The following is a 12,253-nucleotide window of genomic DNA, read 5'->3' on the forward strand; positions in this document are numbered from 1 at the left end:
AAGAAGTACGCGGTCCTGGCGTGGGCCACGTCCACGCTCGCGTCCGGCAGTGGCAGGTGCTGCGCCGAGCCGAGCAGCACGTCGATCGTCGGCAGGTTCGCCACCCGGTTCTTGGCCAGCTCGACCAGCGGCGCGTACGGCTCGACCCCGGTGACGTGCCGGGCGGCCGGCGCGAAGCCTGGCAGGTGGAACCCGGCCCCGCAGCCGATGTCCACGACGTCGCGGCCGCGCCAGTCGGCCACCTCCGCGAGCACCCGCCAGATCGCGCCGTCGACGTCCTGGGCCCGGTTCTCGATCTCGTACAGTTCCGGCCAGTGCCAGATGTTCGGGCTCGGCAACGCCTCGATGCCGCGGCGCACCGCCGCTATCCGCTCACGCGCCCGCGACACCAGTCCCACACCATCCAGGAAACCACGCGGGCTACGCGGGGATGAACAGTCGCAGCAGCAGCCACGACACCACGGCCGAGGGCAGCAGCGAGTCGAGCCGGTCCATCAGGCCGCCGTGGCCGGGCAGCAGCGTGCCCATGTCCTTGATCCCCAGGTCCCGCTTGATCAGCGACTCCACCAGGTCGCCGATGGTCGCGGTGAGCACGATCGCGGCGCCGAACAGCGCGCCCTGCCACCACTGGCCGTCGAGCAGGAACACCACCGCGAGTGTGCCGGCGGCCGTGCCCACGACCACCGAGCCGGCGAAGCCCTCCCAGGACTTCTTCGGGCTGATGTTGGGGGCCATCGGGTGCCGGCCGAGCTTGGCACCGGTCGTGTAGCCGCCGACGTCGTTGCACACCACCACGATGAGGAACGACACCACCCTGGCCACGCCGTCCTCGGCGACCACGAGCATCGCCGCGAACGACGCGAACAGCGGCACGTACGCGGCGGTCAGTACGGACGCGCTGACGTCGCGCACGTAGCCGGCGGCGCCGCCGCGCAGCCGCCAGACCAGACAGGCCAGGATCGTCACCACGAACGCGGCGAGCTGCCCGTCGCGGCCGAAGGGCCATGACAGCCACACCACGGCCTGGCCGCCGAGGAGCAGTGGCCACAGTGTGACGCGGATGTCCGCGCCGCGCCGCAGCGCTCCCGCCAGCTCGTAGGTGCCCATCGCCACCGCGAGCGCGACGATCCCCACGAAGATCTGTCGCACGGTCAGCAGTGAGACGAGCACCGCGCCGCCGAGCAGGACGCCGACGGCGATCGCGGCCGGCAGGTTGCGCCCCTTCTTCGGAGCGGGCGGCGGCGCGGCCGCGTCGCCGGTCGTCACTCGGTTCTCCTCGACGGGTTCTGGCCCGGTGGTTGCGCTGGTGATGTCCATACTCCCGGGTTCAGACCTCGAGCAGCTCGGTTTCCTTGTGCTTGACGAGCTCTTCCACCTGGGTGACGTACTTGTCGGTGAGGTGCTGCAGCTCCTTCTCGGCGCGGCCCACCTCGTCCTCGCCGGCCTCGCCGTCCTTGGCGATGCGGTGCAGCTCCTCGTTGGCCTTCCGGCGGACGTTACGGATGGCGACCTTCGCGTCCTCGCCCTTGGATTTGGCCACCTTGACCATCTCGCGGCGGCGCTCCTCGGTGAGCTGGGGGATGATCACGCGGATGAGCGCGCCGTCGTTGGTCGGGTTGACACCCAGGTCGGAGTCGCGGATCGCCCTCTCGATGGCGCCGAGCTGGCTGACGTCGTAGGGCTTGATGACCGCCATCCTGGCCTCCGGCACGTTGACGCCGGCGAGCTGGTTGAGCGGAGTGGGGGCACCGTAGTAGTCGACGACGATGCGGGAGAACATGCCGGAGCTGGCGCGGCCGGTGCGCACCGAGGCGAGCTCCGCCTTGGCGTGCGACACCGCGCTCTCCATCTTCTCCTCGGCGTCGAAGAGTGTTTCCTCGATCAAAGCCTGCTCCTGTTTCTCATCCCTGTGCGCATCAGGGCGTACTGACGACGGTGCCGATCCTCTCACCACGCACCGCGCGGGCGATGTTCCCCTCGGTGAGCAGGTTGAAGACGATGATCGGCATGTTGTTGTCCATGCACAGGCTGAACGCGGTGGCGTCGGCCACCGCGAGACCCTGCTCCAGCGCCTCACGATGGGTGATGTGCTCGTACATCTTGGCGTCCGGGTCCGTCTTCGGGTCCGCGGTGTAGACCCCGTCGACCGACTTGGCCATCAGCACGACCTCGCAGCCGATCTCCAGCGCGCGCTGGGCCGCCGCGGTGTCCGTGGAGAAGTACGGCATCCCGACGCCGCCCGCGAAGATCACCACGCGGCCCTTCTCCAGGTGCCGCTCGGCGCGCCGCGGGATGTAGGGCTCGGCGATCTGGCCCATGGTGATGGCCGTCTGGACACGCGTGTCGATGCCCAGCTTCTCCAGGAAGTCCTGCAGCGCCAGGCAGTTCATGACGGTGCCCAGCATCGCCATGTAGTCGGCGCGGTCGCGGTCCATGCCGCGCTGCGACAGCTCGGCGCCGCGGAAGAAGTTGCCGCCGCCGATCACCACCGACACCTGGACCCCGTCGCGGACGACCTCGGCGATCTGGCGGGCGACCGTCTGGACCACGTCGGGGTCCACACCCACCTCGCCGCCGCCGAACATCTCGCCGCCCAGCTTGAGCAACACTCTGCGGAAACCGTGCCTACCAAGTTCCATGGGGCTCCCTCAGTGGTCCGGATCTGAAAGGCGAATGCCCCGCCCTCAGGTTGCTGTCGAGGGCGGGGCACCGCCTGTGGTCCAGGCCTTCCGGATCAGGACTGGCCGATCTCGAAGCGGGCGAACCGCGTGACCGTGACGCCGGCCGAGTCGAGGAGTGCCTTCACCGTCTTCTTGGAGTCCTGCACGGACGCCTGCTCGGTGAGCACCACGTCCTTGTAGAACCCGTTGACGCGACCCTCGATGATCTTGGGCAGCGCCTGCTCCGGCTTGCCCTCCTCGCGAGCGGTCTCCTCGGCGATGCGCCGCTCGGTCGCGACGACGTCCTCGGGGACCTCGTCACGGGTGACGTAGCGCGGCTTCATCGCGGCCACCTGCATGGCGGCGCCGCGGGCGGCCTCGGTGTTGTCACCGGTGTACTCGACCACGACGCCGACGGTCGGCGGCAGGTCGGGGTCGCGGCGGTGCAGGTAGGTCTCGACGTTGCCGTCGAACACGGCGACCCGGCGCAGCTCCAGCTTCTCACCGATCTTGGCGGACAGCTCCTGCAGTGCGTCGGCGACGGTCTGGCCGTCCAGGTCGGCCTTGAGCAGCGAGTCGAGGTCGGCCGGCTTGCCGGCCTTCGCGGCGGCGACGATGCGGTCGGCGAGACCGGTGAAGTCGGCGTTCTTGGCGACGAAGTCGGTCTCGCAGTTCAGCTCGATCATGACCCCGCCGTCGGCCGTGACCAGGCCGTTGGCGGTGGTGCGCTCCGCGCGCTTGCCGACGTCCTTGGCACCCTTGATGCGGAGCAGTTCGACAGCCTTGTCGAAGTCGCCCTCGGCCTCGTCCAGGGCCTTCTTACAGGCCATCATGCCCGCGCCGGTGAGCTCACGGAGCCGCTTGAGGTCGGCCGTGGTGTAGTTCGCCATTGTGGCTTTGTCCATCCTTCTTTCGGTTCGGTGCGCTTTACTCGGAGGGGGCGGCCGGTGCCGGTGCGTCCGCGTCGCCAGCGGGCGCGGCGTTCTGACCGACCAGGAGTTCCTTCTCCCACTCCGGCAGCGGCTCGTCCGAGACACCCGGCTGCGGCTTCTCGTCGCTGTCCGCGGTGCCGTTGCGCACGCCCGAGCGGGCCATCAGACCGGCGGCCGCGGCCTCGGCCACGACCTTGGTCAGCAGCGCGGCGGAGCGGATCGCGTCGTCGTTGCCCGGGATCGGGTAGTCGACCTCGTCGGGATCGCAGTTGGTGTCGAGGATCGCGACGACCGGGATGTTGAGCTTGCGCGCCTCACCGACGGCGATGTGCTCCTTCTTGGTGTCCACGATCCAGACGGCGGAAGGAACCTTCGCCATGTCGCGGATGCCGCCGAGGGTCCGCTCCAGCTTGTCCTTCTCGCGGGTGAGCATCAGGATCTCCTTCTTGGTGAGACCCTGGAAACCGCCCGTCTGCTCCATCGACTCCAGCTCCTTGAGCCGCTGGAGGCGCTTGTGGACGGTGGAGAAGTTGGTCAGCATGCCGCCGAGCCAGCGCTGGTTGACGTAGGGCATGCCCACGCGCAGCGCCTCGTTGGCGATCGCCTCCTGCGCCTGCTTCTTCGTGCCGACGAACAGGATCGAGCCCCCGTGCGCCACCGTCTCCTTGATGAACTCGTAGGCACGGTCGATGTAGGACAGCGTCTGCTGCAGGTCGATGATGTAGATGCCGTTGCGCTCGGTGAAGATGTAGCGCTTCATCTTCGGGTTCCAGCGGCGGGTCTGGTGCCCGAAGTGCACGCCGGAATCGAGCAGCTGCTTCATGGTGACGACGGCCATGGCCTGGTTCGCACCTTCTTCGTCTCTTGCGCGCCGGGGTGTGGGTCCGGCACGGTGTCGGTTGTCGCGAGGTGGCCGTGTTGCCGCCCCGCCCTGGTGCCCGTGCCGGCAGCCGGACCCTCGACTGCGTGTGAAGCCGTCTCGGGACCGCCGGTTGCCGCCTGCCGCGAGGGCAGGCGCACTGGCACGCGAAGTCGACCCGCGATGTCACGGGCCGCGATGGAAGTGTACGCGGTCGACGTGCGGGGTAGTGAACGCGGGCCGCTGGTAGGCCGGGTTATCCACAGCTCGGTCACTTGTCCACAGGCCGGGCCCCACCCCCGGCGCTCTGTCGTCCCTTCCGGGCATCGTTGACCCATGACCCCCCGCTCCTTCCTCCTCCACCTCACCGCCCTGGTCCTGGTCGCGCTGACCTGCTCGGTCGGGTCGGTGCTCGCCGCTCCGCAGCTGGCGGTCCGGACCTCCGCGAGGTCCGGCCCCACGGCGGCGTCCGGCCCTGCGGCAGCGCCCAGCGGCGCGGCCGCGTCCGCCCCTGTGGTCACGCCCAGCGGCGGGGCAGACTCCGACCGGCCAGGAGCCCGTCACCCGGACCGACCGGGCCCGCCAGCCGACCGGACGTCCGGTCTCGCCCCGCCGGCTCTCCCTCTGCCCGGGCCAGGCCGGTACGCCTGGCCACTCGCGTCACCACACCCCGTGGTGCGCCCGTTCCAGCCGCCGTCGACCCTGTACGGCCCCGGCCACCGGGGCGTGGACCTGGGCAGCCAACCCAACGCCGAGGTACTGGCCGCCGGCGACGGCGTGGTCGTGTTCGCGGGCCCACTGGCGGGCCGAGGAGTGGTGTCGGTCGCCCATGCCGGCGACATCCGCACCACCTACGAGCCGCTGACCGTCCTCGTCTCGACCGGCCAGCGGATAACACGCGGCACGGTCATCGGCCTCCTGACCCTGGGCCACAACGGCTGCGCGGCCGCCGCATGCCTGCACTGGGGCGCCCGCCGAGGCCCGAAGTACGTGGACCCACTCGGCCTGCTCTCAACCGGCCGAGTACGCCTACTGCCCTGGGAAGAGAGGTAGCCAGCAACCCTCGACCAGGTGGGACCGCAGCCCCTCCTGGCCTGATCGAGCCTGCCCACCACACTGGCCTCACCTGACGACGCCTGGCCTCGCCGCAGCTAACCTCGCCTCGCCCCCCACTCACCTGACCTCGCCCTACCCCGCCTGATCCCGCCCCACCACACCTAGCCTCGCCCCCACTCACCTGATCTCGTCCCACCCACCTGGCCTCGTCCCACCCACCTGGCCTCGTCCCACCCACCCCGATCTCGCTCACCACACCTGCCACGGGCCACACCCTGCCGCCGTTCCTCTCGCCCGCCGTTCCGCTTCGCCTTGCGGGTCATGCTGGCTCCTGGCCCCGTCGCGATGACCTGCGCGACCGTGCCGGACTCGCCATTCATGATCCGGTTGCGTGGACGTGCCTCGATGTCCCGTGCGCCGTGGTCGACCGCGTCGGTTGCGTGACGTCGGTTGCGTGACGTTGTCGGCGAACCGCGGGCTGTGCGGGCGTCAGGCGTCGGTCTTCTCGAGCAGCTTCGCGCGCAGGCGCAGGACGGCGCGGGTGTGGAGCTGGCAGACCCGGGACTCGGTGACTCCGAGGACCCGGCCGATCTCGGCGAGGGTGAGGTTCTCGAAGTAGTAGAGCGTGACCACGACCCGGTCCCGTTCGGCGAGGTGGGCGATCGCCTGTGCCAGTTGTCGACGGTTGTCCTGGTCGACGAGGAGCGCGACGGGGTCGAGCGCCTCCTGGTCCTCGAGGATGTCGGCGAGCGGCGTCGGTCCGCGGCCGGCGGCGGCGAGCTCGTCCAGTGCCACGACGCTGGTGAGCTGCAGCTGGGCGTAGATGTCGCGCAGCTCGTGCAGTGAGAGACCCAGCGCGTCGGCCAACTCGGCGTCGGTCGGGGTGCGGCGCAGCTGTGCGCCGAGCCGTTCGAGGGCACGTTCCACCTCGCGCGCCCGGCCGCGGACGGAGCGCGGCACCCAGTCCTGGGCACGCAGGTCGTCGAGGATGGCGCCGCGGATGCGCTGCATGGCGTAGGTCTCGAACTTCAGGCCGCGCTCGGGTTCGAACTTCTCGATGGCGTCGACCAGCCCGAAGATCCCGGACTGGATGAGATCGGCGACCTCGACATGCGCCGGCAACCCCGTCCCCACCCGCCCGGCGACGTACTTGACCAGCGGCGCGTAGTGCAGCACCAACCGGTCCCGAAGCGGCTGCTCCCGCCGCTCACCGAACCGACGCCACAACGCGACGATGCCGGCCTCGACGTCGTCGAAGGTCCGCTGGTCGCCGGGAAGCACCCCGGCTGTCTCACCGAATCCGAACGTCACGGACTCCCCACCACGGCCGCCGGCCCCGGTGAACCCGTGCCCGGGAATGCCAACCGAGGCGCTCTCCAGGTCATCCTGCTCACCAGCCACGTTGATCGGATCGCCGACCAAGCCATTTCCCTCGGTGGACATGCGATCACCGCCGCCATCGGGCACATCGCCCTCGTGGCCCTTGGTCGCAACGTGCTTGTTCGCGGCGTGCCGGCGATCGAACTTCCCATTCACGGCGTGGCCGTTCCGGGCTTGACGTTCACCGTTCCGTTCCGCCGAAGCGTGACCATTCGCGGCCGGCCGATCGCCGTTTCGGTCAGTTCCGTCGTGGCCGTTCGCCGCCTGCGTGATACCGCTCCGCCCGGTGGTGGCGTGGCCGTTGCTGGCCTGCCGGGTATCAGCCTGCTGGTCGGCGGCCCGCCCGTTCGTGGTCTGCCCTCTGCCGGCGCGTCCGTTGGCGGCGTGGCCGTTGCCGGCGTGGCCGTTAGCGGCGTGGCCGTTAGCGGACGAGCCGCTGGCAGGTTGCTCGTTGGCGGCATGGCCGTTGGTGCTGGTCGTTGGGCTCGGCGGGGTGCCGGCGGGGTTTTTCCTGCCGTGTGCGTCGTTGCCAGGGGCTGTGCCGTGCGACGCGACGTCCACGTCCATGGTGTCGTTGTGAATGTCCTCGGCGTAAGCCATGGTCTTCAGAGCGGCGGCGCCGTTGTGTGCGCCGTTCTGGGTGCCGTTTCGTGCGCCGTTCTGGGTGCTGGGGGGTGTGCCGTCGTGCGCGCCGTTCGTGGGCGCGTGTTCGTCGCGTGCCACGGTGTCGAGCGTTGCCGTGCGGCGCGCGCCACTGGGCCGCGCGCTGTTCACCTGCGCCCTTCTTCCGGACGCCGGCCGCGTTCGCAAACCTTCCCCTGTTTCATCGGGATCGGGGGTGGGTTCGGTCATGGATTGCCTTCAGCCGTTCGACGGTCACATGGGTGTAGAGCTGCGTTGTTGAAAGCGTAGCGTGACCAAGTAGCTCCTGGACGCTACGAAGATCGGCACCACCTTCGAGCAAATGAGTCGCAGCAGAGTGACGCAGACCATGCGGTCCCATGACGGGAACACCCGGAATTGCGTTCAAAGCCTCGTGCACGATACGTCGAACACTGGCAGGTTGGAACCGGCCACCACGCACTCCCAGTAGCAACGCCGGCGGCGATGTCGGCCGGGTCAGCGCCGGGCGGCCCCGGCGAAGCCAGTCGATGATCGCTCTACCCGCCGGTTCGCCGAAGGGGACAGTACGCTCCTTTCCTCCTTTCCCGAGCACAACCACGACCCGTTTGTCCAGGTCAACGTCGTCTATGTCCAACCCGCACAGCTCCGAGACGCGGATGCCCGTCGCGTACAGCAGCTCCAGCAGCGCATGATCACGCAGCGCTACCGGATCCAGCTCGGCGGCGCCCTTCTTCGACGCGTCGAGCACCTCGCTCGCCTGGTCCTGCCGCAACACCGACGGCAGCTTTCGGTGCGGTCGCGGCGCGGCCAGTCGCGCTCCCGGGTCGGTGGCGAGGTAGCCGCGGCGGTGCGCCCACGCGGTGAATGTCCGCGCGGCCGCCGACCGCCGGGCCATCGTCGTCCGGCTCACCCCCGCGGTGCGCTGCGCGGCGAGCCACGCGCGGAGGGCGGTCAGGTCCAGCGCCTCGACGCCCTTCCCCATGCTCCGGTCGATGCCGCGGGCATTGCCGACCACCGTCAGCCCGTGCAGGTATCCGAGCAGGGAGACGACGTCCGCCACGTAGGCGCGGACCGTATGGGCGGACAGACCGCGTTCGAGACCGAGGTGCCGCTCGTAGTCGGCCACGATCGTGCCGACGGACTCGGGCAACTCCTCCCGAACCTGGTGCAGGTCGACCCGGTGGCGTGACTCGGACACCTGATTGACGCTGCGCCATTCAGCCGGACCGGTCAAGTACCGCCACGCAGGTCGGCCGCGACGGCGATCAGGATCACGCGCGTGACCAGGGCGCTCCCCGCGGTGACCGTTCGCCGATCAGTACCCTCCCCTCGCCTGGCGCCAGCCGTCGTCATGGCGTTCGGCATGCCTGGTGAGCTCCAGTTCGGGTAGCAGCGCGCGGACCCGTTCCAGGGGTACACCGGAGTCCACCGCCACCTCCTCGGCGCCCCGGCCCTCCTCGCGGCGCAGCGCTTCGTGCACGCGGAGCGCCTGGCCGGCGAGGCCGTCGGTACTCCGGCGTGGTGACTGTCCCGGCGCGCGGAGGTGCTCGCCGACCGGCCCGACGACCTCGAGGATCTCCGCCACCGAGCCGGCGATCGTGGCCGCGCCGGTCCTCAGCAGGTCGTGGCAGCCGACGGACATCGCCGAGCTGATCGGGCCCGGTACCGCCAGCACGACCTTGCCGAGCGCCGCCGCGGTCGTCGCGGTGTTCTTGGCGCCACTGCGTGCCCCGGCCTCGACGACGACCGTCGCGGTCGAGAGCGCCGCGATCAGCCGGTTCCGCACCAGGAAGCGGTGGCGGGCAGGGTTGGTCGCCGGCGGGTACTCGCTGACGACCAAGCCGTTGGCGGCGATGCCGTCGAGGAGGCTGCTGTGGCCTGCCGGGTACGGGATGTCGATGCCGCAGCCGAGGACCGCCACCGTCGAGCCGGCCGCCTTCAACGCGCCCCGGTGGGCCGCGCCGTCGATGCCGTACGCCGCACCGGACACGACCGTCATGCCGGCGGTGCCGAGCGCATATCCGATCTCCGCCGCGACGAGTTCGCCATAGCCCGTGGCCGCCCGGGCGCCGATGACCGAGATCGCCTGGTCGAACACGCTCTCGACCGGTGCCTCGCCGCGTATCCACAGGCCGAGCGGCGGTCCGGCACCACGCAGGCCGCGATCGGCGGGCGGCCCGAGGCAGAGCAGCTGCCACGCCGGCCATTCCGGGTCCTCGGGAACGACCAGGCGCGCGCCGACCTTCTCGGCGGCGACGAGATCCTCTCCGGCGAGGTCGAGGTCGCGACGGGCCTCGGTCTCGATCCGCACATCGTCCGGCACGTCCCCGTCCCGGACTCGCTCGGCCCCGGTCAGCACGCCCTCCACGTTGACGAACGCGTGCAGGGCGAGCGCCGGCGGCTCGGCGACACGCATGAGGTAGGCCCGGGCGAGCCGGATCTGCTCGCTGGCCGGTGCGGTCACGCGGCTCTCCGCACGTCGACGACGGCTGAGGTGACACAGCAGTCCGGTCCACGGGCGAGGCATGTCAGTGATGCGGGTGGTGGCAGGGCGGGGTTCAGCGAACGCCAGTGCGTCCGGGGGCACGTACGGGTGGGCGGGTGGGGTGTCGTTGAGGTGGCGAACGCGAGGTCGCGGTCGTCCTGGTACCAGGTGCGCATGTGATCTGTTCCTTTTCTGGTGTGTGTCAAGCGACTCTGCGGTCGCGGAACTCGAGGGCGGCGGCCACGTGGTCAGCGGTGGGGCAGTCGACTTCGGCGAGGTCGGCGAGGGTCCACGACACCCGCAGGCACCGGTCGGCGCCGCGAGCTGTCACCGCGCCGATGTCGAGACCGCGGTCCAGCAGGGCGGTGGCCTGTCTCGGTAAGCCGAACTCGCGGCGGAGGATCGGGCCGGGTGCTTGCGCGTTGGTCAGCCAGCCGTGCTTCTTCCAGCGCTCGACAGCCCTGGCTCGCGCTCTGACGACCCTGGCGCGCACCTCGGCCGTGGACTCCGGGGCCGCGACGTCCGTGCGCGACAACGCGGTGATCGGACGCATGCGCACCCGGAGGTCCACCCGGTCGAGCAGCGGCCCGGACAGGCGTGTCATGTACCGGCGTTTGGCGTGCGGCGAGCAGGTGCAGTCGAACTCCCTGGGCGGCGCGCACGGGCACGGGTTGGTCGCGAGCACCAGCTGGAACCTGGCCGGGTAACGCGCTACGCCGTCGCGACGGGCGAGCCTGATCTCTCCTTCTTCCAGTGCGGTTCTGAGGGCCTCCAGCCGGTCTGGTGCGAACTCACACGCCTCGTCCAGCAGCAGGACTCCGTGGTGGGCTGCGCTGATCGCGCCGGGTTTGGCCAGGCCGACGCCGCCGCCGACCAGCGCGGGCACCGAGCAGGTGTGGTGCGGTGCGATGAACGGTGGTGTTGCGACCAGCGGCGACTCAGGTGAGAGGAGGCCCGCGATGGAGTGGATCGCGGTGACTTCCAGCGCCTGCTCGTTGGTCAGGTTCGGTAAGAGGCCGGGAAGGCGTTGCGCCAGCATGGTTTTGCCGGTGCCAGGTGGCCCGGTCAGCAGCAGGTGATGGCCGCCGGCCGCGGCTACTTCCAGCGCCCAGCGGGCTTCCGGCTGGCCGACGACGTCTGCCAGGTCCGCGATCTCGGGCGGGGATGCACAGCGATGTTCGGTTGGTTTTCGCGGGAGGTCGTACTCGCCGCGCAGCCAGGCGAGGACGTCGGTGAGGTGTTCCGCGCCGAGGACTTCGAGGTCGCTGACCAACGCCGCTTCAGGAAGCGTTTGTATGGGGACGATTGCCCGCCTCAGGCTCGCCTTCTTCGCGGCCAGGAGACCGGGGAGGACGCCTCTCACCGTGCGGATTCGGCCGTCCAGGGCCAGTTCGCCCATGAGGACGGTGTTGTCGAGGCGTTCGGCGGGTTCCGCGCCCGCGGCGACGAGCACCGCGCAGGCCAGGGCGACGTCGTAGCTTGATCCGCCTTTCGGGAGGGCTGCCGGGGACAGCGCGAGGGTGACCAGTTCGTCGGGCCAGTTGCGTTGGCTGTTGCGGACGGCTGCGCGGACCCGTTCCTTGGCCTCGTTCAGAGAGGTGTCGGGGAGGCCGACGATCTGTGTGCGTGGGCGGCCGCCGCCGATGTCGGCCTCGATTTCGACGGGCACGCCGTCGATGCCGAACAAAGCTACGGACCAGGCTCGGGCGAGTGGCATCACAGCACGCCCCGGAGATGGTTGATCTGGGGCTCGCCGTCCGACGGCCAGAGGATGGCGACGATGTCGTAGCGGGTCACGACGTGGGCGACGCCGTTCTGGACGCGCCACTGGCGGGCCAGCCTTCTGATGCGGCCGGCTTTGGCGTTGTCCACCGCTTCGGCGGGGCCGCCGTAGTTGTCGCTGGTGCGTGTCTTGACCTCGCAGACGACCAGGATGTGGCCGTCGGTGAGGACCAGGTCCAGCTCGCCCTCGTTGCAGCGCCAGTTCTTGGACAGGACTGTGAGGCCTTGTTCCTCCAGGTAGCGGGCGGCGAGTGCTTCGCCGCGCGCGCCGGTGACCAGGTGTTTGGCCTTGGCCGGTTTCGTGGTTGCCGTCATGCCAATGACCTTGCCGGCTGGGCGGGCTCGGGGCCACGGCCTGAAGATCAACTGTGGATAAGTGGGGTGGCTGTGGATAACTGGAGGGATTTGACGGTTGGCAAGGGAGAGATGTCGGTGGGGTGTGGTATGGGCGGGAGGCGGGAGGCGGGAGGCGGGA

General features: G+C 70.0%; 12 protein-coding genes. 1 reads left to right on the forward strand and 11 read right to left on the reverse strand.

All coding sequences use genetic code 11. The features are described from left to right. The 6 genes from ACJ73U_RS33100 to rpsB form a co-directional block, all read right to left on the reverse strand. Positions 1-398, reverse strand: a 398-nt coding sequence (locus ACJ73U_RS33100) for a class I SAM-dependent methyltransferase (RefSeq protein WP_407781677.1), incomplete at its 3' end; no start/stop codon positions are given. Positions 399-420: 22 nt separating this feature from the next. Further along, complete coding sequence (locus tag ACJ73U_RS33105) at positions 421-1,266, reverse strand: phosphatidate cytidylyltransferase (RefSeq protein WP_407781678.1); 846 nt, start codon at positions 1,264-1,266, stop codon at positions 421-423. Between the two features lie 61 nt (positions 1,267-1,327). After that, complete coding sequence (gene frr / locus ACJ73U_RS33110) at positions 1,328-1,885, reverse strand: ribosome recycling factor (RefSeq protein ID WP_407781679.1); 558 nt, start codon at positions 1,883-1,885, stop codon at positions 1,328-1,330. A 31-nt stretch (positions 1,886-1,916) separates the two neighbouring features. Next, positions 1,917-2,639 carry a UMP kinase gene (gene pyrH / locus ACJ73U_RS33115; protein ID WP_407781680.1) on the reverse strand — a complete coding sequence of 241 codons (723 nt, stop codon included), beginning with the start codon at positions 2,637-2,639 and terminating at the stop codon, positions 1,917-1,919. 95 nt (positions 2,640-2,734) lie between these two features. Then, positions 2,735-3,550 carry a translation elongation factor Ts gene (gene tsf, locus ACJ73U_RS33120; RefSeq protein WP_407781685.1) on the reverse strand — a complete coding sequence of 272 codons (816 nt, stop codon included), beginning with the start codon at positions 3,548-3,550 and terminating at the stop codon, positions 2,735-2,737. A gap of 37 nt (positions 3,551-3,587) precedes the next feature. Beyond that, positions 3,588-4,430 (reverse strand): 30S ribosomal protein S2, encoded by an 843-nt coding sequence (gene rpsB, locus ACJ73U_RS33125; protein ID WP_407781681.1) that lies wholly within the window; start codon positions 4,428-4,430, stop codon positions 3,588-3,590. A gap of 357 nt (positions 4,431-4,787) precedes the next feature. Between rpsB and ACJ73U_RS33130 the strand changes: the two genes are divergently transcribed. Then, positions 4,788-5,504, forward strand: coding sequence for a murein hydrolase activator EnvC family protein (locus ACJ73U_RS33130; protein WP_407781682.1), 717 nt, complete (start codon positions 4,788-4,790; stop codon positions 5,502-5,504). 492 nt (positions 5,505-5,996) lie between these two features. On the opposite strand, the gene ACJ73U_RS33135 is transcribed toward ACJ73U_RS33130, so the two are convergent. The 5 genes from ACJ73U_RS33135 to ACJ73U_RS33155 all read right to left on the reverse strand — a co-directional run bounded on the left by ACJ73U_RS33135 (position 5,997) and on the right by ACJ73U_RS33155 (position 12,093). Further along, complete coding sequence (locus ACJ73U_RS33135) at positions 5,997-6,818, reverse strand: FliA/WhiG family RNA polymerase sigma factor (RefSeq protein WP_407781686.1); 822 nt, start codon at positions 6,816-6,818, stop codon at positions 5,997-5,999. 892 nt (positions 6,819-7,710) lie between these two features. Then, positions 7,711-8,682 carry a tyrosine recombinase XerC gene (locus ACJ73U_RS33140; protein WP_407781687.1) on the reverse strand — a complete coding sequence of 324 codons (972 nt, stop codon included), beginning with the start codon at positions 8,680-8,682 and terminating at the stop codon, positions 7,711-7,713. Positions 8,683-8,826: 144 nt separating this feature from the next. Continuing rightward, on the reverse strand, positions 8,827-9,927 hold the full coding sequence (dprA, locus tag ACJ73U_RS33145; protein ID WP_407781688.1) for a DNA-processing protein DprA: 1,101 nt from the start codon (positions 9,925-9,927) through the stop codon (positions 8,827-8,829). Positions 9,928-10,198: 271 nt separating this feature from the next. Further along, entirely contained in the window at positions 10,199-11,713 is a 1,515-nt protein-coding gene (locus tag ACJ73U_RS33150) for a YifB family Mg chelatase-like AAA ATPase (RefSeq protein WP_407781683.1), read from the reverse strand. Beyond that, on the reverse strand, positions 11,713-12,093 hold the full coding sequence (locus tag ACJ73U_RS33155; protein WP_407781684.1) for a YraN family protein: 381 nt from the start codon (positions 12,091-12,093) through the stop codon (positions 11,713-11,715). The genes ACJ73U_RS33150 and ACJ73U_RS33155 overlap by 1 nt, the downstream gene beginning before the upstream one ends. Between the last annotated feature and the right edge of the window lie 160 nt (positions 12,094-12,253).

The organism is Actinophytocola sp. (assembly GCF_045807065.1).
Lineage (GTDB): Bacteria > Actinomycetota > Actinomycetes > Mycobacteriales > Pseudonocardiaceae > Actinophytocola.